The sequence below is a fragment of the Streptomyces sp. NPDC052012 genome (assembly GCF_040689265.1).
GTDB lineage: Bacteria > Actinomycetota > Actinomycetes > Streptomycetales > Streptomycetaceae > Streptomyces.
Genome location: NZ_JBFAXA010000007.1, coordinates 1 through 26178 on the forward strand (window position 1 = coordinate 1; position 26178 = coordinate 26178).

Consider the following 26178-nt stretch of genomic DNA (forward strand, 5'->3'; position numbering starts at 1 on the left):
CGGAGCTGCTGCACATCGCGGGCGTGAAGTTCGCGATCATGGGCGGGGACGAGAAGTGCACCGGTGACTCCGCCCGCCGGCTGGGCAACGAGCCGCTGTTCCAGGAGCTCGGTATGGAGAACGTCGCCGCGCTGAACATGGCGTTCGGTGAGGAGACGGACGACGAGGGCCATGTCACGCCCGAGTCGAGGAAGCCGAGGTCGGCGAAGAAGATCGTCGCGACCTGCCCGCACTGCCTGAACACCCTGGGCAACGAGTATCCGCAGCTCGGCGGCGACTACGAGGTCATCCACCACACCCAGCTGCTGCAGCATCTGGTGGACGAGGGCCGGCTGATCCCGGTCACCCCGGTCGAGGGTCTGATCACCTACCACGACCCGTGCTACCTGGGCCGCCACAACAAGATCTACACCCCGCCGCGGGAGATCATCGCGAACGTGCCGGGCCTGAGGAACGAGGAGATGCACCGCCACAAGGAGCGCGGCTTCTGCTGCGGCGCCGGTGGTGCGCGGATGTGGATGGAGGAGCGGATCGGCAAGCGCATCAACAACGAGCGCGTCGACGAGGCCCTCTCCCTGAACCCGGACATCGTCTCCACCGCCTGCCCGTTCTGCCTGGTCATGCTGACCGACTCGGTCAACGGCAAGAAGAACGACGGCAAGGCCAAGGAATCCATCCAGGTCGTCGACGTCGCCCAGCTGCTGCTGGAATCCGTCAAGACACCGCTCGACCCGGCCGGCGACGCGCAGACCGAGAGCGCACCCGAACCCGAACCGGTGAAGTAGGCATCGCTGACGACGAAGGGGCCGCCCGAGGACCGGGCGGCCCCTTCGTCATGTCCACGTACAACCCTTCCCCGCCCCTGATGGTCTCTTGATCGCCGACCGGCCGGTTACCCCGAGGACAACTCCCGGCGAACGCGGACGGTCCCGGCACCTCATCGACTCCGGATGCCCGCCAGGCATCCCCCGCATGCCGCAGGAGAACCGCATGCACCAGAACCTGAGACTCGCCCTCGCCACGGCCACCGCCGCAGCGCTGACGGGCGGCCTGCTCACCCTCACCACCGCCCCGGCGACGGCCGCCGACTCCACCCGTGTCGCCCAGGCCGACTTCAACGGGGACGGCAAGGGCGACGTGGCCTTCTCGGCCCAGGGCGCCTACGTCGCCGGCAAGGAGGCCGCCGGCCAGCTCGTCGTCCTCTACGGCACGTCCTCCGGCGTGTCCTCCGCCAAGCGCCACTCCCTCAGCCAGAACAGCACCGGCGTGCCGGGCACGGCCGAGACCGGTGACGAGTTCGGCGGCGAGTCCGCCTACGCCGACTTCAACGGCGACGGTTACGACGACGTCGCCGTCTCCGCCCCCACCGAGGACGCCGACGGCGACAAGGACGGCGGCACGGTCGCCATCCTGTGGGGCTCGGCCTCCGGGATCACCGGCAAGGGCATCACGGTCAAGGACCCCGCCCGCTCCTCCCACGACATGTGGGGCGACGAACTCGCCGCCGGCGACTTCGACGGCGACGGCAAGGCCGACCTGGCCGTCGGCAGCAGCGGCGCCACCATCCACGTCTTCAAGGGCGGCTTCACCACCTCGGGCACCTCCGGCGGCCGGTACACCATCACGCCCCCGATCATGAGCGGCGAGGGGACGGGTGCGCTGAACCTGACCGCGGGCGACATCGACGGCGGTGCGACCGACCTGGTCGTCGACGGCTTCGAGACCGACAGCGCGTACGGCTGGAACCGGAACTTCTTCATCCCGGGTTCCACGAGCGGTCTGGACGCCTCGGCGGCCCGGACTCTCAAGCCGGGTGTGATCACCGCGATCGGCGACATCGACAAGGACGGCTACGGCGACATCGTCAGCGGCGCCTACTGGAACTCCACCCTCGAGGACGGCACCCCGATCCCCGACTCCGCCAAGGGCGGCAAGGTATGGGTGACGTACGGCTCCGACAGCGGTCCGCTCACCTCGGACGCCACCGGGATCACCCAGAACACCGGCAACGTCCCCGGCACGGCCGAGGGCAACGACTTCTTCGGCTACGAGCTCGACCTCGGCGACATCACCGGCGACGGCTTCCTCGACCTCGCCATCGGCGTCGCGGGCGAGAACATCGGCAGTGCCACCAACACCGGCTCCGTCACGGTCCTCTACGGCACGGCGAACGGCCTCGACACCAGCTCCGGCGCCCAGTCCTTCTCGCAGGACACCGCGGGCGTCCCCGGCAGCAACGAGGACGACGACGCGCTCGGCCTCGACCTCAAGCTCGACGACGTCAACGGCGACGGCAAGGCCGACCTGGTCGCCGCCTCCGCCGAGAACGCGGGCAACGGCGCGCTCCTCTACCTCCCGTCCAACGGCACGAAGATCACCACCGCGGGCGCCCGCACCGTCTCCCCGAGCACCTCGGGCGTCTCGACGACGGGCACCCCGCTCTTCGGCGGCAACTTCGCCGACTGAGCACCCTTCCCGCCTCCCGCCGGGCCCGTGACACACGGGCCCGGCCCTCCTCCCCCGACTCCCTCCCGGAGCCCTCCTTGCGCAAGCGCACCCTTCTCCTCGCGACCACCCTGACCAGCGGTCTGCTGGCCCTGTCCGCACCGTCCGCGACCGCGGCGGACGGCACCGCGCGGGCCGACTTCAACGGCGACGGTTACCGCGATGTCGCGATCGCCGCCCCCGTCGCCAAGGTCGACGGCAAGTCCGGCGCCGGGCAGGTCGCCGTCGTCTACGGCACGGCGAGCGGACTGGACACCACCAAGCGCCAGGTCATCAGCCAGGCCACCACCGGCATCCCGGGCGTTCCCGAGTCGTCCGACTACTTCGGCGACCGCCTGACCACCGGCGACCTGGACGGCGACGGTTACACCGACCTGATCGTCGGCGTGCACGCCGAGCGGATCGGCTCCACCGGCGACAGCGGCGTGATCACCGTCGTGTGGGGCGGCGCGAACGGGCTGAAGACCGCCACCGACCTCACCGCCCCGCTGCCCGAGAACCGCAACGAGTTGGGCTGGTCCCTGGCCACCGGCGACTTCGACGGCGACGGCGACACCGACCTGGCTGCCGCCAACATCGCCTTTCCCGAGCTGAACATCTTCGAGGGCCCCGTCTCCCGTACCGGCAAGGCCGCCGAGCACACCGGTATCGACACCCTCGAGCAGACCGGCATCAACACCGACCGGATCGTCGCCGGAGACGTCACCGGCGACGGCGCGACGGACCTGCTCGTCATGGGCCAGGAGGAGGCGGGCGGCGCCTACCCGACCCGTAGCGTGCTGTACAAGGGGTCCCCAGCGGGCCCGGTGCCCGGTGGCAAGGTCGCGGGCGGCTACGCGGCGGTCATCGCCGACGTCGACAAGGACGGCCACGGGGACATCGTCACCGGCAACTTCATGGAGAAGTCCGCCGAGGCACCCCACGGCGGCCACGGCGGCGCGATCACCGTCACCTACGGCGCCGCGGGCGGCCTGAGCACCCGCCCGCCGGTCCGGATCACCCAGGACAGCGCGGGCGTCCCCGGCACCGCCGAGACGGGCGACCGCTTCGGCTGGAGCCTGACGGCCGGCGACACCGACGGCGACGGGTACACCGACATAGCGATCGGCGCGGCGGGTGAGGCCATCGGCTCGGTGCGGGGGGCGGGCGCGGTCACCGTGCTGCGCGGCTCGGCCTCCGGCCTCACGGGCACCGGCGCCAAGTCCTTCTCCCAGAACACCTCGGGCGTCCCCGGCACCGCCGAGGCCGAGGACCAGTTCGGTTACGCCGTGCACCTCACGGACACAGACCGCAACGGCCGCGCGGAACTGGTGACGAGCGCGTCCGGCGAGAACGGCGGCGCCGGCTCGGTCTGGCTGCTGAAGTCCACCACGTCCGGCATCACGGCCACCGGCGCCAAGTCCTTCGGCGCGAGCACCCTCGGCACCGCGCCGGGTGTCACGGCCCTGGGTGACGTCCTGACCGGCTGACGGACGCCCTCCGCTGACGCCGTGTCCGTCCTCCGTAGGACCCGGGCCCCTCGGCCCCCTACGGGGGACGGACGGCGGGGCTGACGGTCCCTTAGGGGATGTCACAGCTCGGCCGCAAAGGGGGGTCTGAAACCGGGGGCCGGGCCCGTGACCTTGCAGGACCAGGTACGTTCGAAGACGTGGCTGGATTCAGGATCGGACGCGGCCGGAACAACAACGGCGCTCCCAACGCGCGACCGCAACACCCCCCGTACGGACAGCAGACGCCGCAGGGGCCGTCGTACGGCTACCCGCAGGCGCCGCAGCCGTACCCGCAGCAGCCGTCGTACGGCGGCGGCGCGGGCGGGCCGGGGGGCGGCGGTCCGTGGCCGGGCCCGCACGGCGGGCACGGTGGGCACGGGGAGCCCGAGTACTTCGGCGACGGCGCGTACCCGCCCGGCACGCACGCCCCGCACGACCCGTACGCGGCCAACAACCCGGGCCACACCCAGGCCTTCTCGATCGACGAGGACCCCTACAACCAGGGCGGCACCTACCGGGCCGGCTCGGCCCCGCCCCCCGGCCCGGTCGGCCCCCGGCTGCACTGGAAGGACCTGCTCAGGGGCATCGTCCTGGCCCCGGGCCAGACGTTCCTGCAGATGCGGGACTACACGATGTGGGGCCCGGCCCTCGTCGTCACCTTCCTCTACGGCCTGATCGCCGTCTTCGGCTTCGACGGCGCCCGTGAGGACGCGATCAACGCGACCCTGTCGAACGCGGTCCCGATCGTCCTGACGACGGCCGTGGCGATGGTGCTCAGCGCGTTCGTCCTGGGCGTGGTCACCCACACCTTGGCCCGCCAGCTCGGCGGCGACGGCGCCTGGCAGCCCACGGTCGGCCTGTCCATGCTGATCATGTCCCTCACGGACGCGCCGCGCCTGCTCGTCGCGACGTTCCTCGGCGGCGACGCCCCCTTCGTCCAGATCCTCGGCTGGGCCACCTGGGTCGCGGCGGGCGCGCTGCTCACGATGATGGTCAGCCGCTCCCACGACCTGCCCTGGCCGAAGGCGCTGGGCGCGTCCGCGATCCAGCTGATCGCGCTGCTGTCGATCGTGAAGCTGGGCACGTTCTGACCGGACGGGCGAACGAGAAAGGGGGCTCCCTCGGCGGGAGCCCCCTTTTTCTGTCGCTGTTTCTGCCGGTCAGGCGTCGAGCACCTGCCCCGCCCGCTTCACGACCGGCGGCTGAACGGACCACGGGAAGTTGATCCAGTCGTCGGTGCGCTTCCAGACGTACTCGCACTTCACCAGGGACTGCGTCTTCTCGTAGACGACGGCGCTGCGGACCTCGGCAACGGCGTCGAGGCAGAAGTCGCGGACCAGCTTGAGCGTCTTGCCGGTGTCGGCGACGTCGTCGGCGATCAGCACCTTCTTGTCGGTGAAGTCGATGGCGTTGGGGACGGGCGCGAGCATGACGGGCATCTCGAGGGTCGTCCCGACGCCGGTGTAGAACTCGACGTTGACCAGGTGGATGTTCTTGCAGTCGAGGGCGTAGGCGAGCCCGCCGGCGACGAAGACGCCGCCGCGTGCGATGGAGAGCACTATGTCGGGCTGGTAGCCGTCGTCGGCGATGGCCTGCGCGAGCTCGCGCACGGCGACGCCGAACTGCTCGTAGGTGAGGTTCTCCCGTACGTCGCTCATGCCGCTCACACCTGCGTCCGGTGGAAGTTGAGGTAGGACCGCGAGGCCGTCGGCCCGCGCTGCCCCTGGTAGCGGGAGCCGTAGCGCTCACTGCCGTAGGGGGACTCGGCGGGCGAGCTGAGCCGGAACATGCACAGCTGGCCGATCTTCATGCCGGGCCACAGCTTGATGGGGAGCGTGGCGAGGTTGGACAGCTCCAGGGTGACGTGCCCGGAGAAGCCGGGGTCGATGAACCCGGCGGTGGAGTGCGTGACCAGCCCGAGCCGCCCGAGCGAGCTCTTCCCCTCCAGCCGGGACGCCAGGTCGTCGGGCAGGGTGATGACCTCGTACGTCGAGGCGAGGACGAACTCCCCGGGGTGCAGGATGAACGGCTCGTCGCCCTCCGGCTCCACGAGCCGGGTCAGATCGGCCTGCTCGATGGAGGGGTCGATGTGCGGGTACCGGTGATTCTCGAACACCCGGAAATAGCGGTCCAGCCGCACGTCGATGCTGGACGGCTGCACCATGGATTCGTCGTAGGGATCGATCCGCACCCGCCCGGCGTCGATCTCGGCCCGGATGTCCTTGTCTGAGAGAAGCACGCCCCGAGAATACGCAAGGCGCGCGGACCGGCCACAATCGCACCGTCCACGCGCCCACGTCCGCGACCGCGGAGCTACTGTCGGTGACTGCTCACCGACTCCTCACTGCTGCTTCCGCTCCTACCGCTGCTTGTGCTCACTGCTGCTTCTGCAAGGTCACCGGTACGACGCTGCGGAGCCGCGCGCAGCGCGGACAGCGCAGCAGCCGGCCGGGGCCGAGCCGCTCGGCCTGCTGCATCGGGAACGAGGCGGCGGTGAACACGTGCCCATCGGCACAGCGGACGACGGTGCGCTCCATCAAGTCCAAGAGTCCCTTCCCCAAGAGCCGCGTCTGGCTGACTGCCGTGACGACAAAAGCCACACTACGGGATCAAAGAGACGCCCCTCCAGGCGGCACTCCGCACGCCCGCACCCCCTTCACGGTACGCCCCAACTCCTGCCCCCCGCAGCCACATCCATCCCCTGAAACACAGTCAGGCCCTCGGGCTTGGACACCGGGGGCCTGGCATGGGGTAAAGTAAACGAGCGTCCGGACACCGATCACTGGTCGGCGTCCTGGATCTTGCGCGGGTGTAGTTTAATGGTAGAACATCAGCTTCCCAAGCTGAGAGCGCGAGTTCGATTCTCGTCACCCGCTCCATGAAGAAGGCCCAGGTCAGAGACCTGGGCCCTTTTGCTGTGCGCGGTGATCACTCGTCGTGTGCCAGATCCGTGCCAGAACGCTTCTCGGAACGCCAGACACCGGCAGGCAGCCCTTCCGATACCAGTGCCGCGCCGCCGCCTACCCCCTGAACGAGGTGCACTCCATCCCCCTGGGATCGCACGAGGCCGGCAGCCCACGCCTGGCCCTGCGCTGGTTACAGGAGCGCACGCACCACATCACCGACCAGGTCGACGCCGCATACGCGCAGCCCGGACTGCACTGGCTGACGGACGAGGCAGAGCACGAACGAGCCCTTGCCTACCTGACCGCAGGCACGGTCTACCAAGTCACCCTGTACGACGAGAGCACCCGCTACGTCCTCGTCGCCCACCCGACGGGAGCGGCCTCATGAACGGGCCCGCCCGCGGCTACTGGTGTGAATGCTGGACCGAGGACGTCACCACCACACAAGGGCCGGCACTCCTGGCCTCCTTCGACGTGTACTCAGAGCCCCAGGCGGACCGATGGATGGCCATCGCCCTGCGCACCATCTCACCAGCACTCGACTCCGACACATCCGACCAGGCATGGGCATGGCTCCACGACGAACGCGCCGAGACCCGCAGGGCCCTCCTGCGCTCCGAGCCGTGCACCGTGACCATCACGCACGCCCACATCCGCGTCACATGGACGATCCGCCCAGTCCTCTTCCTGCCCCTGGCACACCGGCAGCACTCTGAACTCCCAGCCTGTGCGCACAGCTTCAAGCCCCGCACCACAGACTGAGTTACAACTTTCTCTACTGGTTCAAGGCACCCGGCTCCGCTGCGCGCTGCACTCCTGCCTTCGGCCCGCTCCGCGCACGCTGCGCCGACGCGCGCCCACGTGCGGATAGGACCGGTGGCCATGAGGCGATCACCGCACTGCGCGGCCCCTGTCAGAACAATGCCTCCGGCGGGGGATCGGCCGGCACTGGGATGGAGGGGGCGCCATCGCCGACTGCGGGTCCGATGTGGCGTGCGCGGGGAGCTCCCATCCCGTCCGCCATCGACCCAGGCGAAGCCGAGCAGACGCGGCCCATGGCGTCCAGGTCGTTCGTACAGTGGCGCGCTCCACCTGGACGCCATGAACCACGCCCGCTCCACGGTGTGTGGGTCGACGGCGGACGGGATGGGAGCTGGGGTGAATGGCGGCTTGAGAAGCGACGACCGCGGCCGCCAGTTGCTCCTTCGAATCCAAGGTCATCGAGACAGTCGAGGTTCGAGAGTAACTGTGTCTCTGACCAGACGCTCTCACTCCGTGCCCACGGTGGGTAATCGGCCCCGATAGGCCGGCGGCCGCTGCTAACGCAGGTGAGAGCGCCAAGGTTCAGCCGCCCCGCGAGACATCTGGATCATTTTTGAACACCATCTGAGCCAGCTCGGACGCATCCTTGGCGGACTGTGATGCGCGCCGGGATGCTCGTCGACGAGCGGGAGATGCCCGCCGCGCCGATAATGAGAGATGGACACGACCCGGACCGTCCCCGCTGATATTGCCGACGTGGCCGCCCACTGGATTGCGGGACTGTCGCTCGCATTTGAGAAGTGCCAGTTCGCTGACGACTACATCGCAGGCCAGGCCCCGATCAACGCCGACTGGCTCTGCCGGGGAGCTATCGGGCCCGTATTCCGAGCTGGGCCGGGACAACCCCGACCTGTCAAAAAGATCAAGGGCATCACGATCGCCAGGTACCGGCGGATGAGGAGGAAGTCAGATGGGCGCTTGGGTCGAAGTTGAGGGCAACGGAATGACGAAATCTGGTCCCGCCGGGATTGTTCAGAGCAACAAAATGCGTCTTGCAGTCAGAGGGTTTGACGACCGCGTCTACAAAAACTCGTCTGATGGAGGATCGTTCGGCGGCTGGGAACAGGCCAACCTGGATGGATTGAGTGCATCCGAACCGGCTTACACTCTCTTCCACGGAGTGGGGGTTCTGTTTTACCGAGGTATGGACAACCGGATCTACAACGGGGGTGCTGGCGACGACGTGGAAGTCGAAGGCGGAGGCCTGACAGGTTCGGCGCCAACTGCCCTGGCCGACGGTCCCCACTTGCACTTGTTCGTGCGCGGACTCGACAACCGCATCTACCACAACCAAGCCCAATCCGAAACGCCGTTCGGCACTTGGGCCGAGGTAGGGGGCGGCGGACTGACGCCCTCGAGTCCGGGCGCCGTCATGGTCGGAGATTTCCTGCATCTGTACGTGCGCGGCGAAGATCTCCGCGTCTACCACAACCGGGCACGTCGAGGACAGCCGTTCGGCAGTTGGGTCGAGGTCGAAGGTGGGGCCCTGACGATGTCCGGGCCAGCTCCTGTTGTGTTCAACGGTGGCGTGCATCTGTTCGTGCGCGGGACCGACGACCGGATCTACCGCAACGCTGGCGACGGCGACCACTTCGGTGGCCAATGGGTTGAGGTCGAAGGTAGCGGCATAACCCCCTCGAGGCCCGCTCCCATTGTTTTCAACGGCGCGGTGAACCTGTTCGTGCGCGGGACCGATGACCGGATCTACCGCAATCGCTTGAATACTTGAGGGGTCGATACTGCCCGAGCGGCCAGATCAGAACTGCACGACAGCCGGTACCGTAGCCGCACTATCGGATCCCCGGCCAGCTACCAGTAGCCGCACGCCGCACCAGCGCGGTTACTGACCTTGGAGTCGGCTTGTCGTAGGAGCTGACGGTTGGTGGTTGTCGCGGTATGCCGGGTGTATGAGGTATCCGCAGGGTGGGGGTGTGACCGCGGGGAGGCAAGCGTCTACTCGGTCAAGAACCGCCAGTCGCTCACCGCTTGAAGACGGCCGGCCTGGTCTTGGAGCGGATCGACAACGAATGACTCGTGCCAGACGCGTGCCAGATCGTGCGGGGAACCACGGGGAACAGCGGGGACCCCGTCGACCGCCCACCAGGCGTCTGCATCCTTCCGCCGCAGGTCAGGCCCGGAGCCAGCCCTAGATACCCTTAGCTTCCCAAGCTGAGAGCGCGAGTTCGATTCTCGTCACCCGCTCCACCACGAACCCCCAGGTCAGGAACCCGGGGGTTTCTTTGTTGTCTGGACCGGCGGGGCGGCGCGCACCAGGTCGGCGAGGCCGGCGGCCACCTCTCGCTGCCGCTCCTCGTCGGAGTGCTGACAGATCAGACGGATCGGAAGTCGTCACTGCGAAAGAAATGAGCGTCCAGGCGGCTTGTGGGGAACGCGTACATGCGGTCCGTGAGCATGCGGACGAGGAACTCACCCAGACCGCAGTCGTATCGCTCCCAGTCGCCGTACTGGCCGACGAGGACGGGCCAGTCGTCCGGATCGGCCGTCCCGGTCTGCCAGGCGAAGTCGAACTCTTGCTCCGAGGATCCCCATCTCAGGAGCCCGTCCGGCGCCGGACAGCCCTCGCTCTTGGCCCAGTCCACGAGGTCCATCCCCAGGGCTCCAGGGACAAGGAGGTCGACGTACTCATCGAAACCGCCCGGACCGAACAGGTCGACGATCTCCTTGTAATCGCTCGGCAGCGAGGTGCCCAGATCGGCCTCGACGGCAGGCCAGTCGACGGCCGGCCGCGGCACCGGTTCCCATCCGGTGAGGATGCGCAGCTTCTCGGCCCAGGAGGCACCCTCCGGGAACCCGGTGACCGCAGGGTCCTCACGATGGGCCATCACCACGACCACGCGCTCTCGGTGTGACGTGGCGACGCTGCCGCAACCGATCCAGTGAGACCTGTAGGCCCAGCCCCGCATCTCGAGCAACTCGTCCCCGAACGTCTCAACGAGCGGCAGCCCAGTGCGCTCGGTGAGTGACGGGTCGGTGAAGCCGTCCGCGACGAGATTACGTGGCCTGCCTGCCCACCGGCTCACTTCGGCAAGCAGTTCCTTCAGACTCGTGCCCTCCGGGGCCTCGAGAATGACCGGTGGTCCTCCCGCAAGCGACGAGTCGATGACCTCCCAGATGGCGGCAGCCACTTCCGAATCCTCCATGGGACTCAGTGAACAGCACGCCACTGACAGTTCTCGTCACCCGCTCCATGGAGAAGGCCCAGGTCGTCCGACCCGGGCCTTCCGACGGGCGTGCGGTGGCTCACCAGGCGAGGGCGTCGGCCATGGTGGACTGCCAGTACGAGACGCGGATCGAGTCGTCGACGTACACGCCCTTGGCGGGGAGTGACGGGTGGGCGGCGTCGCTCGCGCTCTTGTCGAAGTGGACCGCGAGGGACTTGGCCGTGTAGCCGCCTGAGCCACCGCCGTCGGCGGCCGAGAGAAGGACGCTCGCATAACCCGACTCGCCGGGGGCCAGCGTGACCACCGCCTGCGGCTTTGAGTCCTCGAAGGCCGGCGGGACGGACTGGGCCTCGCCGAATCGAACCGCCGGATAGCCGGTGAGGTTGCAGTTCTTCGAGCCGGTGTTGGTCACGGTGAGAAGGAGGTGATTCAGGGGGCGGGAGACCTCCGTGGCGGTCGTCCGGGTGGAGGCGGGGGAGCAGGGAGTCCTGGTGGGCTCCGAGTCCTTCGAGCCCGTGGTACCCGCCGTGCCGCTCGAACCGGCCGCGCCGCCCGTCGAGGCTTCCGAGGTCCGGCCCGCAGGGTCGGCCTTCCCCGTCCCGGTGGAGGTTCCCCCGCTCGCCGTGGGCGTGGGCGCGGTCGAGTTCTTGGGCGCCTGCGTGGACGCCGACCCTGCCGATGCCCCCTCGTCCTGGACGCCCTCTCCGCTGTTGCACGCCGTCAGCGTCAGTGTGGCGGCCGTGAGCGCGGCGGCGAGCAGGATGCGGGTGCGGTGGGTACGTGTGGACATGGGATCCCCCTTGGTCGGTACGGGTGTCGGCATCCGCCGCCCGACCGGTGCCGGGAGCGGCGTGCTTGGATGGCCCAAGCTTGTGGAGTGATCCGTCCCGGCCGCCACGGTTGCCGGGGTATCCGGGACGCTGGAACGCTTGTGACCGCTCTGACCTGGGGGAACGACCGCCCCCTGGAACGGGGGTCCGGGACGTGGGGAGAGGGAGGAACGGTGGCGGGGGACGAGTTCTCGGAGTTGTTGGGCCAGTTGAAGGAGCGGTCCGGGCTCAGTTACGGGGTGCTCGGCAAGCGGCTGCACACGAGTGCGTCCACGCTTCACCGGTACGTCAACGGGGACGCCGTACCGACGGACTACGCGCCCGTGGAACGGTTCGCGCGGGTGTGCAAGGCGACGCCCGAGGAACTGGTGGAACTGCACCGGCGGTGGGTGCTCGCGGATGCCCGGCGGAGGCAGAGGGCGGGCGGGGGCCCGGCGGAGGAGGAGCAACCGCGGGCGCGGACAGCGGTTGAGGCCGGGGCCGGCGCGGCGGAGGCCAAGGCCGGGACGTCGGGGACCGAAGCAGCGGAGACCGGGACCGCGACGTCGGGGACCGAAGCAGCGGAGGCCGGGACCGGGACCTCGGGGAGCGATGCGGCCGCGGCCGAGGCCGGTGCCGTGGGTGGTGGGCGGCGGAGCCTGGCGGAGGCTCTTGCCGTGCGGCGGCGTAGCGGCGTTGTCGCCGGGGCCGCCTCGGCCGCCGTCCTCGTGTCGGCCGCACTCGCGGTGACTCTTGTGCCCGGCCTGGGGCATGACGACCGGGACGGGAAGCAGTCCACGGGGGCTGCCTCCCAGTCCGTCGGCTCGGTCGATTCCGTCGACGAACGGCCCGGCGCCTCCGAGTCGGCCGGCGCGAAGGGCGGGTCGGCCTCGCCGTCCACGTCACGCAGCGGCACTCCCACGGCACGCGCCTCCGCCTCCCGGGGCGGCGGGGCCGGAGCAGCCCAGGGCGGTGGTTCCGAGAACGGGGCCACCGCGCCCACCGTCGCCGTCAATCCGTACAAGTGGGAAGACCCGTGCAGTCAGCATTACCTGGTCGACCGGCGGCCCGAGCAGGTGCCTCCGCCGCCGAGCGAGCCGGACGCGCGCGGGTGGGTCACCGCCCTCGGCGGGGTCGCCGGCGGGCAGCAGATGCTCGCGCTGACCGTGCAGGGCACCGGGAAGGCCACCGTCGTCCTGGAGGAACTGCACGTGCGGGTCGTGGAGAAGAGCGCACCGCTGGCCTGGAACGACTTCGCGATGGGCGTCGGGTGCGGTGGCGGCGTGGAGACGACGGCATTCGGGGTGGACCTCGATGCCGGGCGGCCCGCGCTCTCACCCAAGGCCGGTCAGCGCGACTTCCCGTACAAGGTGAGTGAGTCCGATCCCGAGGTCTTCTACATCTTCGCGGACGCGCGGGCGCACAACGTGAGTTGGTACCTGGAGCTGGACTGGTCCAGCGGTGACCGGCGGGGCACCGTACGCGTCGATGACCACGGCAAACCCTTCCGGACGAGCGGGAACGTGGGGCGGCCCGCGTACAGCCATCCGCTCGGTTCCTCCGAGTGGGGGCGGAACGAATAGCCTCCCCCACCGCCGGCAGGAATCGCGTACCGGTGATCCGCTGCGGCAGTTCACCCTCGCCAACTCAGTTGTCCCGGTGGGATCACTCGTCGCTCAGGCCGTTCCAGCCCCAGCGCGGGGTCGGGCCCGGGGTGCCGAGGTTTTCGCCGACCGGGGACGTCGAGACGTCGCGGGCGATCTGGGTTCCCCAGGCGAAGTAGTCCACGACTTGGCGGCGCAGCAGTTCGTCGTCCGGGAGCTCCTTGTCGACGGCGGCAGCCATCAGTTCCATCCAGCGGGTTCGCTGTTCCTCGGTGATCGACAGGCCGAGGTGGGCGCGCAGCAGGGCTTGGTGACCGCCGAGTTCGGCGGTGAAGCGCGCGGGACCGCCGAAGACCTCGGCGAGCCAGACGGCGACATGCTCGACGTGCGTCCGGGTGAAGTTGGCGAAGACCGGGGAGAGCAGGGGGTCCGCCAGGACGCCGTCGTAGAAGGTGCCGCTCAGTCGGCGGAGTGCGTCGAGGCCGCCGATGGCCTCGTACAGGGTCTCGGCTCGCTCGGTCATGTCGTCCCTCCGGCGGTGGACACCACAGGTGTCCTCTCGTAGTGCTTCATCTCCTCGATGTCGCCGATGTAGGGGCGGATCGCAGTGAGGAACGGGGGGAAGTGCTCGCCGCCGCGGAAGCCCTGCTCGTGGTCCTCGACGGAGGTCCACTCGATCCGCAGGATGTAGCGGTCGGGTTCCTCGATGCCGTGGGAGAGCTCGTATCCGAGGCACTGGGGGGCGAGGTCCAGCCGCTCGGCGGCAGCTGCGTAGGCCTTCTCGAAGTCGACTCGGCGTTCGGAATCAGCGATGCGGTAGCGGATGTACTCCACGATCATGGTGATCCTCCGTTGGGTCGCTCTCATCAGGATTCCAGCGGCCGGCACGAGGGCCGGATTGTTCGCGGAGAGCGCATCCGGCTGGCCGTCACCGTCGGCCCGGTCGCGCAGTTCCCCGCGCCCCTGAGGTTGCCCGTCGAATTGGTCTTGATCATCTTCAGCGTGGTGTACGTGCTGGAGCCCTTGATGTACGTGGTCTCGTCGATGCCCGAATCGTCGGTCGCGGTGACGGTGACCTTGGCGTGGACGACGTCGGTCGTGCCGACCACGACGGGCTTGCCGCCGTTGACGACGACCTTGTCGATCGTGTTGTCGCCCGCGCCGCCGTCGGCTGCCTGGGCGGTGGTGGCACCGGTCGCCGTGGCGACCAGCGCGACACAAGTGCTGAGCAGGGCAAGAGGCGCGTGTGTGCGCGGCCGCCGCGCGGCCTGAGCAGGCTGAGGGGCCGCCGGCCGGGGTGTGGCTGTCGGGGCGGCCCCTGTTCTCCGGCTGAACCGCCGGAGGCGTCAGGCCGCGGCCTCCGTCGTGGCCGGGGAGGCCGGGCGGGGCGTCGGGGTGTGGGTGATGCGGCGGGCGCGGGCCGGGGCGCCCAGGGTCGGGTTGGCGACGCCCCAGACGGCGCCCTTGCAGACCAGCTCCTTGTAGAGGGCGGCGAGACGGCCGGTCAGGGCGGCGCTGACGGCACGGTCGTCGGCGGTGACGTACTGGATCAGGCCCTCCTTGCGGCCGAGCGAGATGCACTGGTTGAAGTAGCGCAGCGGGGCCTTCGGGAGCTTGCGGCCGGTCAGGCGGGCCGCGATCGAGTCGGCCGCCTGCCAGGCCATGGGCCCGCCCGAGGCGCACGACATGCGCAGCGGCTTGTCGCCGGGGCCCATGGCGAAGGCCGCGTCGCCGACGGCGTAGACCTCGGGGTGGGAGACCGAACGCATCGTCTCGTCGACGACGATCTGGCCCCGGTCGGTGACCTCCAGCGTGGTCGCCCGCGCGATCGGGTGGACGGCGAAGCCTGTGGTCCACACGGTGACCGCGGCCGGGATCGCCCTGCCGTCGGCGGTGGTGACGCGGTCGGCCTCGACGGCGGTGACGGCGGCGTGCTCGTGGACGGTGATGCCGAGCCCGCCGAAGACCTTCCGCAGGTGGGCGCGGCCCTTGGACGAGAGCCAGTCGCCGAGGCCGTCGCGGGCGACGAGGGAGACGTCGAGGTCCGGGCGGGACTCGGCGATCTCGGTCGCGGCCTCCAGGCCGGTGAGGCCGCCGCCGACCACGACCACGGGCCGGCCGGCGTCCAGCTCGGCCAGGCGGTCGCGCAGCCGGAGGGCTCCGGCGCGACTGGCGATCTCGTGGGCGTGCTCGGCGGTGCCCGGGACTCCGTGGTCGTTCCAGCCGCTGCCGAGGGCGTACACGAGGGTGTCGTACGCCAGCTCCTCGTCGCCCTGCGCGCCGGTGACCGTGACCGTCCTGCGGTCGGCGTCCACCTCGGTGACCCGCGCGAGCTTCAGTTCGACGCCGGTGCCGGCGAACATCCCGCTCAGGGGGCGGGGCTTGAGGCGCTGGCCGGTGGCGAGCTGGTGGTTGCGGACGCGCTCGACGAAGTCGGGCTCGGCGTTGACGAGCGTGATGCGGACGTCGTCGCGGTGCAGCCGCTTCGCGAGGCGACCGGCGGCGATGGCTCCGGAGTAGCCGGCCCCGAGGACGATGATGCGGTGCTGCGTCTGCATGGCGTTGCTCCTGTCTGGACGGTTCGCCGGGCGATTCGGCTCTTGAACCGGGCGGCGCCGTGTTTCCTGACAGGAATGCGGTGTGACATGAGTCACATCGGCGGGAGGGTGGGTTCAGAAGGCGCGGATGAGGGGTTCGCCGTGGTCGGTGGCGGCCCACTGGCGGGTCGCGCGCTCGAGCTTGTCGGGGTTGATCTGGTTGCGGACCCCGGCGATGCCCTCGTCGGTGACCTCCAGGCACATGACGCCGAGGACGCGGCCGTCGAGGACCACCACCAGGGCGGGCTCGCCGTTGGCGGACGTGGCGTAGACGGCGGGCGAGCCGCCGAGCAGCTTGCGCTTGGCCGGGGTGGGCTTGAACAGGCCGCGCAGGAACTTCGCCACCGCGAGGCCGCCCTCGTACGCCTTCGCGCGGGCCGGGACCTTGCCGCCGCCGTCGCCGACCGAGACGGCGTCCTCGGTGAGCAGCCGCACGAGCGGCTCGGTCCGGCCGCTGGTGGCGGCCGCGAGGAACTCGTCGATGATCCGCCGGGCGGCGGCCTCGTCGATCTCGCTGCGGGCCTTGCCGGCGGCGACGTGCTTCTTCGCGCGGTGGAAGATCTGCTGGCTGGCGGCCTCGGTGATGTCGAGGATCTCGGCGATGTCCCGGTGCGGGTAGTCGAAGGCCTCCCGCAGGACGTACACCGCCCGCTCGTTCGGCGACAGCCGCTCCAGCAGGGCGAGGACCGCGTACGAGACCGACTCGCGCTGCTCGACGGTGTCCGCGGGGCCCAGCATCGGGTCTCCGGCGAGCAGCGGCTCCGGGAGCCACTGGCCCACGTAGGTCTCGCGCCGCGCACGGGCGGAGGTGAGCTGGTTGAGGCACAGGTTGGTGAGCACCTTGGTCAGCCAGGCCTCGGGGACCTCGATGTGCTCGATGTCGGCGGCCTGCCAGCGCAGAAAGGTCTCCTGCACGGCGTCCTCGGCCTCGCTCGCGGAGCCGAGCAGACGATAGGCGATGGCCTCCAGCCGGGGCCTGGTCGCCTCGAACCGATCCACATCCCGCACGGTCAGGGCCATGCCCGGATCCTAACCGGCGGGACCGGGGGACGGCGGCCGCACCGGTGCGCACGGGGGTGGTGAGGGTTCGCCGGGTGCCGGGGTGTCAGGTCTGCCGGGACCGGAAGCCGGAGGGCTCGGTCTCCCGTCCGGTCGAAGTCCCGTCTGTTCAATGAGGGTTCGGGTACGCGCAGTCCATGGGTGACATCCTCGTGGGCACGTGTTCGTGGACCGACCGGGCGTTGGTCGGGAGCGGGTGGTATCCCGTGGGGCGGCGGGATGCCGAGGGCCGGTTGCGGCATTACGCCGAGCGGTTCCCGGTGGTGGAGGTCGACGCCTCGTACTACGCGCTGCCCGCCGAGCGGAACAGCCGGCTGTGGGTGGAGCGGACCCCGGACGGCTTCGTGTTCGACGTGAAGGCGTTCTCCCTGCTCACCGGACATCCCGCACGGCCTTCCGTGATGCCGCAGGGGTTGCCGCCCGACGCCGGGGATCCCGGTGTGCTCGACCAGGTGTGGGCTCACTTCGCGGCGGGGATCGCGCCGTTGCGGCACGCCGGGCGGCTGGGCGGCGTGCTGTTCCAGTTCCCGCCGTGGTTCCGGCCCGGGGCGCGGGCCGAGCGGTTTCTGGAGCAGACGGCCCGTCGGACCCGGGGCTGGCCCCTCGCGGTCGAGTTCCGGCACCCGGCGTGGTGGCGGGAGGAGCGGGCGGAGGCCACGCGCGCCCTGCTCGCGCGGTACGGCATGGCCGCCGTCGCCGTCGACATGAACCCGGCGCTGCCCTCCTCGATCCCGCCCGTCACCCCCGTCACCTCGCCCCGTCTGTCCGTCGTCCGGTTCCACGGGCGCAGCACCGCCTGGGGGACCGGGAGCAAGGAGGACCGGTTCCGCTACGCCTACGACGACGGCGAACTCGGCGCGTGGGTACCAAGGTTGCACGCGCTCGCCGAGCGGGTCGACCGGGTCCACGTGCTGTTCAACAACTGCTGCGGTGACGCCGCCGTACGGGCCGCGGAGACGATGACGCGGCTGCTCGGGCAGCCCGTACCGGCCGCGGCCCCGCCGCACTGACCGCACGTCAGGCGCGGGCCAGCTCCGCCGCGCCGAAGGAGACGTCGACGCGGTCGCACCAGATGCTGACGCTGCTGAACCGGGCCGGGTCGACGTCCTCGGGCACGGCGTAGTTCTGGCTGCCCTTGTTGCCCTTGAGCTTGCCGAGGCTGACGTACCGGCCGTCGTCGAAGACGTGCCAGCCGGCCCGCCCTTCCTTCACCGGCGCGTCGGTCAACCACACGCGCAGATCGGGGCCGTTGCTCGTGTCGAGCCGCTCCAGGCGGACGACGTGGCTGCCGTCGGCCAGCCGCAGCAGCTTCACGGTGCCGGAGGTGGCGTGCTCGTGGCTGATCAGCCGGCCGCTCGCCAGAGTCGTGGGGGCCGCCGGAGCGGAGGAGGCAGGAGCGGAGGAAGCGGGGGCGGACGGTGTGGCGGCGGGCGCGGCCACCGCGCTGCCGGGCAGCGCCTCCCGCACCGTCTCGTCCTGCCACAGCTTCCATGGCTGGAACCAGTACAGCCCGAATCCGGCCCCGGCGACCGCCAGCACCAGCAGCCCGATCACCCACGGCCTGACCAGCGCGCTCCGCACGCGTCCCATACCGTCCGCCTCCCAGATGGTCACTCGTCACTCGTCCCGTCCGGCTCCCATTCAACGGCCGGGACCGGCCGCCACGGGCCGCGCGGCGGATGACGAAACCCTTACGTTCGCGGGCCCCGTGTCCTGACCCGGGGAAACGCGTGGTTCGTGGTTGTTTGGGGGGATGCTCAGCGGACTGCGTGCCCTCGTCCTGCCGGTCCCCCAGCGGCGTGCCCTGGAGGAGCTGGCGGAGGATCTGGATCTGTCGTCCGGGGACACCCGGTCCAAGCGGTCGGCGTTCTGGACCATGCTGGTGCTGTCGTCGGTCATCGCCGCCGCCGGAGTGCTCACCGACTCGACGGCCACCGTGATCGGCGCCATGATCATCGCGCCGCTGTCCACTCCGATCATGGCCATCGCCCTGGGGTCGGTGCAGCGCCGACGGACGGGGTCGGTGCTGATCGTCCTGGCGGCGATCCTGGTGGTCGTCGCGCTCGGGGCGCTGTTCTCGGTGGTGCTGCCGGCGGACTACGACCTGCTGTCCAACAGTCAGATCTCCTCCCGTACGTCGCCGCGGCTGATGGATCTCGTCGCCGCCCTGGCGACCGGTCTCGCCGGGGCGGTGGCGCTGGCCCGGCGGGACGTCGCCGCCGTGCTGCCCGGTGTCGCGATCGCCATCTCCCTCGTCCCGCCCCTGGTGGTGACCGGGGTCTGCCTGGGGCGTCTGTCGGGCTGGCTGGCGCTGGGCGCGCTGGTGCTGTTCGTGTCCAACCTGTTCGCCCTGGTCTTCGGCGGCATGGTGGTCTTCGCCGCCCTCGGCTACGGCGAGCGGGCGGGCACGGGACCGAGGCGGCCGGCCCGCAGCGCGTATGTGGCCATGGCCCTGCTGTTCGTCGTCGTGTTCGTGCCGCTGGCGGCCAACACCACCGTCACGTACCTGCTCAACGTCTGGACCGACCGGGCCCGGGCCGCGGCGACGCAGTGGCTCGCCGGTCTGCCGGGGGCGTCCGTCACGAAAGTCGACGCCGTGTCGCGGACCCTGCACATCCACGTCCAGGCCCCCGGGAAGCTGCCACCGGTCGGGGAACTGCTCGACCGGCTGGAGGGGCAGGTCCCGGACGGCATCCCGGTCGTGGTGAACACGATGAGCGGTCAGCGCATCGAGGCCGGCCGCGTCGGCGACTGAACGGCTGCCGCACGGCCCCGGAACCTATGCCCACCCACGACCCGGCTCGGCCGGTCGAGAGGTGCCGGCCCGGCCCGGCGGAGCGGCATCGTCCAGGAATTCGCGGATCGCGAGCGCCGCCAGTGTGATCACCGCCGTCCACACCACGACCGCGGTGGTCGGGTAGTGCCAGGTGAACAGGACGACCGCCGCGATCGCCAGGACGGCCACGCCGATCCAGCGCTTGAAGCGGTGCACGAACCGCCCGACCGGCCCCGTACGGAACCCGGCGGACTTCGCCACGTCCCGCAGCGCGCCGATGCTGCGGGAGCACCCGGTGCGCGTGAGCACGGCGACCCTGGACGGGCCGGCGAGGAAGGCACCGGCCGCGGTGAACAGGGCGGCGGCGCCGAGCGCCCGCGCACCCGCCCGCAGGAACCTGACCAGCGCGTCGTACACGGCGCCCGCCGCCGCCCGCGACGTCCCGGCCGGCAGCTGGTCGAGGTACACGCCACGGACGACGGTGAGCGAGACCCCGAGCACCACCATCGCGACGAACACCGCCAGGGCCGCCCCGATCAGCGCGTGCCGCCGGTCGAACGCCACATACACACCGGCCGCCGCGATCAGCAGCGTGACGAGAGGCAGCCAGCCACCGAGGATCTCCAGCACCCTCAACCAGGTCCTGACCGTGCCGATCTCCTCGGACGAGAACACCACGAAGTCGGTGTGCACCGTCGGGATCCGCGCGGCCGGTGCGAAGCCCGCGTCGACCAGCCGGTCCTTGACCTCGGCGACGACGGGCGCCACGTCGATGACGACCTGGTCGCCCTTCAGCCGCACCGGGCCCTCTCCTTCGCCGGTCAGCGCCTCGTCCAGCGCAGCGTGGACCCGGCGGTTGGCGTCCACCCAGACCGTTCTGAAGGCGCTGCTGGTGACCACCCGCTCGACGGTGCTGCCGACCAGTTGCCTCAGTCCGTTCTCGATCGGACCGTCCAGGCCGCCCAGCAGCTCGGCCAGCCGCGGCGGTACACCCTGCCCCTCCGCCGCGTCCGTCAGCTGCCGCACCAGCGCGTCCACGTCGATCCGGTCCAGTGCGACGGCGGTGACGCGGTCGGTGACCGCCCGCTGCACCTCGGGGTCGTCGGCCAGTGGCCCGACGGTGGCGACGTAGCGGTCGGTGTCCTGCACGATGCTGTCCGCCCACACCGCGACCACGGACAGCAGCGACAGCAGCGCGGTCAGGAGGATCAGCAGCGCCGCGCCGAGCGAGCGGAACGGATGGTGCCGGGCGGCCCGGGCCTCTTCCAGGGCCTTCACCCTCAGTCGCAGCTCGTCCAGCTCCTCCGGCTCGCCGCGCTCGCCCGACGGGCGCCGCCCGTCACCGCTGTCCGTCATGCCCACCAGCACATGCGGGCCCCGCCCGCCCCGCCACCGGGGCGCACCGCGCGGGTGAACGGGCACCGAGGTGCGAGGGCCCCGGTGCGGTGATGCAATGAGGAGGCACTGTCACGGACGGTCGGACAGGATCACCAGGAGTGACATCGTGAGCGACGAGTACGAGGACATGGGCCCGATCGACTACCTGGTCGTCGAGTTCCCGGGCAACCGGATGACGGGCGAGGGCTTCCCGCTCCTCGTCGATCTCGTGGACCGCGGCGTGATCCGGATCATCGACCTGATGTTCATCAGGAAGGACGAGTACGGCTCCGTGACCGGCATGGAGATCGCCGACTTCGACCGCGACGGACAGCTCGACCTCTCCGTCTTCGACGGCGCGTCGTCGGGGGTGCTGGGCCAGGACGACATCGAGGAGGCGGCGGTCGCCCTCGAACCTGGCAGTTCCGCCGGCATCCTCGTCTACGAGAACCTGTGGGCCGCGCCGTTCGCCGCCGCCCTGCGCCGCGGCGGGGCCAGGATGGTCGCCTCGGGACGGATCCCGGTGCCCGCTCTCGTCGCCGCGCTCGACGCGACCGATGCCACGCAGTGAGCCACGAGTCATGAGCCGTGAGCCGTGAGTCAGAGTCATGAGCCGAGGTCGATGAGCGCCTACGGTCAGGAGGTACGTCATGCCGGGTCTCATCCAGGGAGTGGCACGCACCGCCATCGTCGCCGGTACGGCGACCGCCGTGTCGAACCGTGTGACACGGCGGCAGCGGGGCCGCTGGGCCGCCCAGGGCTACGATCCGTACGCCCCCCGGTCGGCGTCGTATGCCGAACCGCCGCCCGCGTCGCCCCCTCCGCCCGCGTCGGGCGCGCCGGGTCCCGACATGTCCGCCAGGATCGAGCAGCTCAAGCAGCTCGGTGAGCTCAGGGCCCAAGGGGTGCTCACCGAGGCGGAGTTCGAGCAGCAGAAGCAGCGCCTCCTGAACGGGTGACCCTCATCGCGGCGGCGTGCCCGCGACCTCCAGGACCGCCTTGCCGGCCACCCGGCGCCCGCGCAGGGCCTTGGCCGCCTCGGCGAAGTGCTCCCAGGAGCCCTGCCAGCCGATCTCGACGGTGAGGGATCCCTCGGCGGCCAGTTCGGCGAGGGTCGCCAGGTCCGCGCCGGCGTTGCCCTCGATGACGAACGAGGTCAGGGACTTGGCGGGGCCGACCGTCGCGTACGGCGGGAAGACGGCCGGTTCGCCGGAGGTCCAGCCGACGCTCTGCAGGCTGCCGCCCGGGGCCAGCAGGTTCCACGCCTCGACCAGTTGGGGGCCGCCCACGCCGTCGATGACGATGTCCACCGGACCGTCGAGGCCCTTCAGGCCGGTCACCACCTCGTCCGCGCCGAGTTCCCTCAGCCCCCGCCCGCGCGCCTCGGACCCCACGGACGCGATCACCCGGGCGCCGGCCCGTGCCGCCAACTGCACGGCGAACCGGCCCACCCCGCCGGACGCGCCCGTGATCAGCACTCGCTTCCCCGGCCCGAGCCCCGCCGCCCGCAGCGAGCGCAACGCGGCCACTCCGGCCACCGGCAGGGCGACCGCCCGCGCCGGGTCCAGGGACTTGGGCACCTCCGCGAGCGCGTCCGCGTCGATCGCGATGCGCTCCGCGAACGCCCCCGAGGTCAGGGCCACCACGCGTGTTCCCACCGCCGGACCGGTCCCGTCGTCCGCCGCCCGGACCACCACACCGGCCGCGTCCGACCCCAGCACCGCGCCCACCGGGACCCGGCCGGAGCGGGCGTCGTTGAGGTCGCCGTAGTTCAGGGAGACATGCGTGACCTCCACCAGGACCTGACCCGGCTCCGGCGCAGGGCCGGGAACCTCCGCGAGGCGTACGGCGGTGGCGGGCACGGACGGATCCACGACGAGCGCGCGAACGGACATGGTGTCATCTCCCCCTGGTCTGCGGCGTTTTGCGCCGGACTCGGTCTGCGGCAGTGCAACGCGTCACGGTGCCGGAATAGTCCAGGAGGCCTACTGGCAGTGGTTCGGGGCCCCCGCCCGGGTCCGGGCTCGGCTACGCTCTCTCAGCATGTCGCACCCTGATGGTCTGCTCGTGAACATCGCCGCGATGGTGGAGTCGGAGCAGGACAGTCAGATGTCCCTCACCGTGGTGGTCCCCGGGGCCGTCATCACGGGACGTCTGGCACCCGAGGCCATGTGGAGAGAGCGTGTCGCGGAAGTGCTGGGGGACTCCGCCGCGCTGAGGCGCTTCGCCGCCGCCTTCTCCGTCTCCGGCGATCTCGGCGCCCGCCCGACCCACCTCCACTTCCACGTCGCCCGCATCCTCCAGGGCAGCTACGGCATCCCTGACACCGGAGGCATGTACCGCGTGGCGATCGCCGAGGTGAGCGCGTGGAGCGTGGGGGCGATCGGGTACTCCGACGAGTGAGGACGCACAGCGTCGTGGATGGCGCCCCTCGAACATGAGGGGTGTTCAAGATCCAGAGAATGTGCGCAGGAGAGGCACACGGACTGCACACAGTGGCTCATCGCTGTCGTTACCGTGGCGTCCCGCCGGCGACCACTCGCCCCCGCGTCGGCACGCCGACTCAGGAAGACACCGATGGACTACTGCTCCACCTGCCGCAGGCATCTGAACGGCGCCCTGGTGTGCCCGGGCTGCGGTGCGTACGCCCCTGACATCGCGCCGACGGTCCCGGCAGCCGTCCCGGCGGTCCTCCCGACGTCCTCCTCCGTGCCGTTCGAGACCGCCACGACGGCGGACCCGCACGCGGACAAGGCCCCGCCCTCCGACCCCGATCCCGACTCCGCACCCGCACCCGCACCCGCACCCGAGATCTCCGCGATATCCGCGCCCACCGGGCGGGCCGCGCGCCGGCGGCAGCTGGCCCGGTGGAAGAAGACACAGCGGCGTGCCCTGGTCGCCACGGCCGTCGCCCTCGTCGGCGGTGGGCTGACCGTCGCCTCCATGGACCGGGGCTCGGGCGACCGCGCCCAGGCCGCGACGGCCCCCGGAGTCTCGGGCATGGGCGGCGCGAAGGGCCCCGCCGAGGGGTACGGCGACGACCCGGCGGCCACGCCCCCGCCCGGCACACACCGCTCCTCGCAGCCGCCGTCCGCCGGCGACTCGGACCGGCGCTCGACGGCCACCTCGCCGTCCGCCTCCCCCACCACACCGTCCGACACGCGCACCGCGGACGCGGCGACGTCGCGCACGCCGGTCGCCGCACAGCCGCGCTCCACGCCACCGGCCGCCGCGCCCGACGCGAACACCGGGGCGGGATCCGTCGCGGGCTCCGCCGCCCGGTCGGGCTCGGATGCGGCGACCGCACCCCCGGACGCGGCCGGTGACGACGGGAGCGGTCAGCGGAGCGGCACCGGCGGGGGCGGCGGCACGGACCGGTCCGGCACCTCCGCGTCCTCCCCGACGTCCCCTTCGTCGCCCGCCACGGATCCCGCCTCCGACCCGACCTCGCCGGACCGGCTCTGCCTGCTGGTGGTCTGCCTCGGCTGACCCGGCGACACCGCGGGACCGCCGCGGGCCACGGCGAGGTCAGTGCCCGCCCGCGAGTTCGCCGCTCAGCCGGTCGTGCAGCCGGGCGCTCGGATCGTTCAGGCCGGTGATTTCGACGGTCTTGCCGCGCTGGGCGTACTTGGTCTCGACGGCGTCGAGCGCGGCGACCGAGGAGGCGTCCCAGATGTGGGCGGACGACAGGTCGATGACGACCCGGTCGGGGTCACCCGCGTAGTCGAAGCGGCCGACGACGTCGTTGGACGAGGCGAAGAACAGCTCGCCGGTGACCCGGTAGACCACGGAGGTGCCGTCGGGGTCGGTCACGGCGGTGACGTCGGCGAGCCGGGCCACCCGCCGGGCGAAGATCACCGTGGCGGTGACCGTGCCGACGACCACACCGATGGCGAGATTGTGGGTGGCGACCACGACCACGACGGTGATCACCATGACCGCGATCTCCCCGGCCGGCATCCGCCGCAGCGTCCTCGGGGCGACGGAGTGCCAGTCGAAGGCGGTGAACGACACCATCACCATCACCGCGACCAGCGCCGCCATCGGGATCTCGGAGACGACCGGCCCGAACACGATGCACAGCACCATGAGGAAGACGCCCGCGAGGAACGTCGACAGACGGGTCCGCGCCCCGGACACCTTCACGTTCATCATCGTCTGGCCGATCACGGCGCAGCCGCCCATGCCGCCGCACAGGCCGGTGACGATGTTGGCGATGCCCTGACCCGCCGACTCCCGGGTCTTGGAGGAGTGCGTGTCGGTGATGTCGTCGACCAGCTTGGCCGTCATCAGCGACTCCATGAGGCCGACCAGCGCCATGGCGAAGGCGTACGGGGCGATGGTCGTGAGGGTGTCGAGGGTGAACGGCACGTCGGGCAGGCCGGGCACCGGCAGGGCGGACGGCAGCTCCCCCTTGTCGCCGACCGTGGGGACGGCGATCCCGGCGGCGACGGTGATGACCGTCAGGATCACGATGGACACCAGCGGGGCCGGGACCACGGTGCTGATCCTGGGGAGCAGGACCAGCAGGGCCAGCCCCGCGGCGATCAGCGGATACACCGGCCAGGGCACGTCGGTCACCTCCGGCACCTGGGCCATGAAGACCAGCAGGGCCAGCGAGTTGACGAACCCGACCATCACCGAGCGCGGCACGAAACGCAGCAGCTTCGCCACGCCCAGCGCGCCCAGCACGATCTGGAAGACCCCGGCGAGGATCACGGCGGCCACGAGGTGGCCGAACCCGTGCTCGCGGTTGAGCGGGGCGACCACGAGCGCCACGGCACCGGTGGCAGCGGAGATCATCGCCCGGCGGCCCCCGACGAGGGCGATCGTGACGGCCATGGTGAAGGACGTGAACAGCCCGACGGCGGGGTCCACCCCGGTGATGACCGAGAAGGAGATCGCCTCCGGGATCAGCGCGAGCGCGACGACCAGACCGCCGAGCACCTCGGTCCGCCAGACCTTCGGATCGTTCAGCCAGTCGGGACGCAGGGCACGCAGCCGGGCGGCGGGGGACGGGGCGGGAGAGGACAAGGAGGCGGTACCTGTCG

28 protein-coding genes and 1 tRNA gene are annotated in these 26178 nt (G+C 70.9%); 16 read left to right on the forward strand and 13 right to left on the reverse strand.

Annotated features, from left to right (window positions below):
- The 4 genes from AB0412_RS14750 to AB0412_RS14765 all read left to right on the forward strand — a co-directional run.
- The coding region (locus AB0412_RS14750) for a (Fe-S)-binding protein (protein ID WP_366402942.1) at positions 1 to 785 on the forward strand (785 nt) is incomplete at its 5' end.
- Between the two features lie 205 nt (positions 786 to 990).
- Positions 991 to 2466 carry a VCBS repeat-containing protein gene (locus tag AB0412_RS14755; protein ID WP_366402943.1) on the forward strand — a complete coding sequence of 492 codons (1476 nt, stop codon included), beginning with the start codon at positions 991 to 993 and terminating at the stop codon, positions 2464 to 2466.
- Between the two features lie 77 nt (positions 2467 to 2543).
- Entirely contained in the window at positions 2544 to 3974 is a 1431-nt protein-coding gene (locus AB0412_RS14760; RefSeq protein ID WP_366402944.1) for an FG-GAP and VCBS repeat-containing protein, read from the forward strand.
- Positions 3975 to 4072: 98 nt separating this feature from the next.
- Positions 4073 to 5086: a Yip1 family protein gene (locus AB0412_RS14765; RefSeq protein ID WP_366402945.1), complete on the forward strand. Its 1014-nt coding sequence runs from the start codon at positions 4073 to 4075 to the stop codon at positions 5084 to 5086.
- Between the two features lie 69 nt (positions 5087 to 5155).
- On the opposite strand, the gene AB0412_RS14770 is transcribed toward AB0412_RS14765, so the two are convergent.
- The 3 genes from AB0412_RS14770 to AB0412_RS14780 form a co-directional block, all read right to left on the reverse strand.
- Positions 5156 to 5653, reverse strand: a complete 498-nt coding sequence (locus AB0412_RS14770; protein ID WP_366402946.1) for a phosphoribosyltransferase — start codon at positions 5651 to 5653, stop codon at positions 5156 to 5158.
- 5 nt (positions 5654 to 5658) lie between these two features.
- Positions 5659 to 6234 carry a dCTP deaminase gene (gene dcd / locus AB0412_RS14775; protein WP_260827882.1) on the reverse strand — a complete coding sequence of 192 codons (576 nt, stop codon included), beginning with the start codon at positions 6232 to 6234 and terminating at the stop codon, positions 5659 to 5661.
- 136 nt (positions 6235 to 6370) lie between these two features.
- Positions 6371 to 6541, reverse strand: coding sequence for a hypothetical protein (locus tag AB0412_RS14780; RefSeq protein WP_366402947.1), 171 nt, complete (start codon positions 6539 to 6541; stop codon positions 6371 to 6373).
- 259 nt (positions 6542 to 6800) lie between these two features.
- Between AB0412_RS14780 and AB0412_RS14785 the strand changes: the two genes are divergently transcribed.
- The 4 genes from AB0412_RS14785 (at position 6801) to AB0412_RS14800 (ending at position 9452) form a co-directional block, all read left to right on the forward strand.
- Positions 6801 to 6874: transfer RNA gene (locus AB0412_RS14785), tRNA-Gly, on the forward strand.
- 157 nt (positions 6875 to 7031) lie between these two features.
- Positions 7032 to 7289 (forward strand): hypothetical protein, encoded by a 258-nt coding sequence (locus tag AB0412_RS14790; RefSeq protein WP_366402948.1) that lies wholly within the window; start codon positions 7032 to 7034, stop codon positions 7287 to 7289.
- Positions 7286 to 7663 carry a hypothetical protein gene (locus tag AB0412_RS14795; protein ID WP_366402949.1) on the forward strand — a complete coding sequence of 126 codons (378 nt, stop codon included), beginning with the start codon at positions 7286 to 7288 and terminating at the stop codon, positions 7661 to 7663. The genes AB0412_RS14790 and AB0412_RS14795 overlap by 4 nt, the downstream gene beginning before the upstream one ends.
- Positions 7664 to 8633: 970 nt before the next feature.
- Positions 8634 to 9452, forward strand: a complete 819-nt coding sequence (locus AB0412_RS14800) for a hypothetical protein (protein WP_366402950.1) — start codon at positions 8634 to 8636, stop codon at positions 9450 to 9452.
- A 601-nt stretch (positions 9453 to 10053) separates the two neighbouring features.
- Here AB0412_RS14800 and AB0412_RS14805 read toward each other — a convergent pair.
- Both AB0412_RS14805 and AB0412_RS14810 read right to left on the reverse strand, forming a co-directional pair.
- Positions 10054 to 10869, reverse strand: a complete 816-nt coding sequence (locus AB0412_RS14805) for a hypothetical protein (protein ID WP_366402951.1) — start codon at positions 10867 to 10869, stop codon at positions 10054 to 10056.
- Between the two features lie 115 nt (positions 10870 to 10984).
- Positions 10985 to 11695: a DUF4232 domain-containing protein gene (locus AB0412_RS14810; protein ID WP_366402952.1), complete on the reverse strand. Its 711-nt coding sequence runs from the start codon at positions 11693 to 11695 to the stop codon at positions 10985 to 10987.
- A 213-nt stretch (positions 11696 to 11908) separates the two neighbouring features.
- On the opposite strand from AB0412_RS14810, the gene AB0412_RS14815 reads away from it, so the two are divergent.
- Entirely contained in the window at positions 11909 to 13297 is a 1389-nt protein-coding gene (locus tag AB0412_RS14815) for a helix-turn-helix transcriptional regulator (protein WP_366402953.1), read from the forward strand.
- An 82-nt stretch (positions 13298 to 13379) separates the two neighbouring features.
- On the opposite strand, the gene AB0412_RS14820 is transcribed toward AB0412_RS14815, so the two are convergent.
- Together AB0412_RS14820 and AB0412_RS14825 are read right to left on the reverse strand one after the other, a co-directional pair.
- Positions 13380 to 13841 carry a group II truncated hemoglobin gene (locus tag AB0412_RS14820; protein WP_366402954.1) on the reverse strand — a complete coding sequence of 154 codons (462 nt, stop codon included), beginning with the start codon at positions 13839 to 13841 and terminating at the stop codon, positions 13380 to 13382.
- The gene (locus AB0412_RS14825) at positions 13838 to 14158 is read right to left on the reverse strand and encodes an antibiotic biosynthesis monooxygenase family protein (protein WP_366402955.1); all 321 of its coding nucleotides are present in this window, start codon (positions 14156 to 14158) and stop codon (positions 13838 to 13840) included. Before AB0412_RS14825 ends, AB0412_RS14820 begins: the two co-directional genes overlap by 4 nt.
- Positions 14159 to 14170: 12 nt before the next feature.
- Here AB0412_RS14825 and AB0412_RS14830 point away from each other — a divergent pair, with 12 nt between their 5' ends.
- The gene (locus AB0412_RS14830) at positions 14171 to 14590 is read left to right on the forward strand and encodes a hypothetical protein (protein WP_366402956.1); all 420 of its coding nucleotides are present in this window, start codon (positions 14171 to 14173) and stop codon (positions 14588 to 14590) included.
- Between the two features lie 74 nt (positions 14591 to 14664).
- On the opposite strand, the gene AB0412_RS14835 is transcribed toward AB0412_RS14830, so the two are convergent.
- Positions 14665 to 15876, reverse strand: a complete 1212-nt coding sequence (locus AB0412_RS14835; protein WP_366402957.1) for an FAD-dependent oxidoreductase — start codon at positions 15874 to 15876, stop codon at positions 14665 to 14667.
- 114 nt (positions 15877 to 15990) lie between these two features.
- Positions 15991 to 16935 (reverse strand): RNA polymerase sigma-70 factor, encoded by a 945-nt coding sequence (locus AB0412_RS14840; RefSeq protein WP_366402958.1) that lies wholly within the window; start codon positions 16933 to 16935, stop codon positions 15991 to 15993.
- Between the two features lie 176 nt (positions 16936 to 17111).
- Here AB0412_RS14840 and AB0412_RS14845 point away from each other — a divergent pair, with 176 nt between their 5' ends.
- Complete coding sequence (locus AB0412_RS14845) at positions 17112 to 17984, forward strand: DUF72 domain-containing protein (protein WP_366402959.1); 873 nt, start codon at positions 17112 to 17114, stop codon at positions 17982 to 17984.
- Between the two features lie 7 nt (positions 17985 to 17991).
- Here AB0412_RS14845 and AB0412_RS14850 read toward each other — a convergent pair whose 3' ends face one another.
- Positions 17992 to 18564, reverse strand: a complete 573-nt coding sequence (locus tag AB0412_RS14850) for a DM13 domain-containing protein (RefSeq protein WP_366402960.1) — start codon at positions 18562 to 18564, stop codon at positions 17992 to 17994.
- Positions 18565 to 18727: 163 nt separating this feature from the next.
- Here AB0412_RS14850 and AB0412_RS14855 point away from each other — a divergent pair, with 163 nt between their 5' ends.
- Positions 18728 to 19729, forward strand: a complete 1002-nt coding sequence (locus AB0412_RS14855; RefSeq protein ID WP_366402961.1) for a TIGR00341 family protein — start codon at positions 18728 to 18730, stop codon at positions 19727 to 19729.
- A gap of 24 nt (positions 19730 to 19753) precedes the next feature.
- On the opposite strand, the gene AB0412_RS14860 is transcribed toward AB0412_RS14855, so the two are convergent.
- Positions 19754 to 21106 (reverse strand): hypothetical protein, encoded by a 1353-nt coding sequence (locus AB0412_RS14860; RefSeq protein WP_366402962.1) that lies wholly within the window; start codon positions 21104 to 21106, stop codon positions 19754 to 19756.
- 148 nt (positions 21107 to 21254) lie between these two features.
- Between AB0412_RS14860 and AB0412_RS14865 the strand changes: the two genes are divergently transcribed.
- Together AB0412_RS14865 and AB0412_RS14870 are read left to right on the forward strand one after the other, a co-directional pair.
- Positions 21255 to 21698 (forward strand): DUF6325 family protein, encoded by a 444-nt coding sequence (locus AB0412_RS14865; RefSeq protein ID WP_366402963.1) that lies wholly within the window; start codon positions 21255 to 21257, stop codon positions 21696 to 21698.
- 79 nt (positions 21699 to 21777) lie between these two features.
- The gene (locus AB0412_RS14870; protein WP_366402964.1) at positions 21778 to 22086 is read left to right on the forward strand and encodes an SHOCT domain-containing protein; all 309 of its coding nucleotides are present in this window, start codon (positions 21778 to 21780) and stop codon (positions 22084 to 22086) included.
- 3 nt (positions 22087 to 22089) lie between these two features.
- Here the strand turns inward: AB0412_RS14870 and AB0412_RS14875 are convergent, their stop codons facing one another.
- Positions 22090 to 23022 (reverse strand): zinc-binding dehydrogenase, encoded by a 933-nt coding sequence (locus AB0412_RS14875; protein ID WP_366402965.1) that lies wholly within the window; start codon positions 23020 to 23022, stop codon positions 22090 to 22092.
- A 148-nt stretch (positions 23023 to 23170) separates the two neighbouring features.
- On the opposite strand from AB0412_RS14875, the gene AB0412_RS14880 reads away from it, so the two are divergent.
- Positions 23171 to 23530 (forward strand): hypothetical protein, encoded by a 360-nt coding sequence (locus tag AB0412_RS14880; protein ID WP_366402966.1) that lies wholly within the window; start codon positions 23171 to 23173, stop codon positions 23528 to 23530.
- A 174-nt stretch (positions 23531 to 23704) separates the two neighbouring features.
- Positions 23705 to 24616: a hypothetical protein gene (locus tag AB0412_RS14885; RefSeq protein WP_366402967.1), complete on the forward strand. Its 912-nt coding sequence runs from the start codon at positions 23705 to 23707 to the stop codon at positions 24614 to 24616.
- A gap of 39 nt (positions 24617 to 24655) precedes the next feature.
- Here the strand turns inward: AB0412_RS14885 and AB0412_RS14890 are convergent, their stop codons facing one another.
- Positions 24656 to 26161, reverse strand: coding sequence for a SulP family inorganic anion transporter (locus tag AB0412_RS14890; RefSeq protein ID WP_366402968.1), 1506 nt, complete (start codon positions 26159 to 26161; stop codon positions 24656 to 24658).
- Positions 26162 to 26178 lie beyond the last annotated feature (17 nt).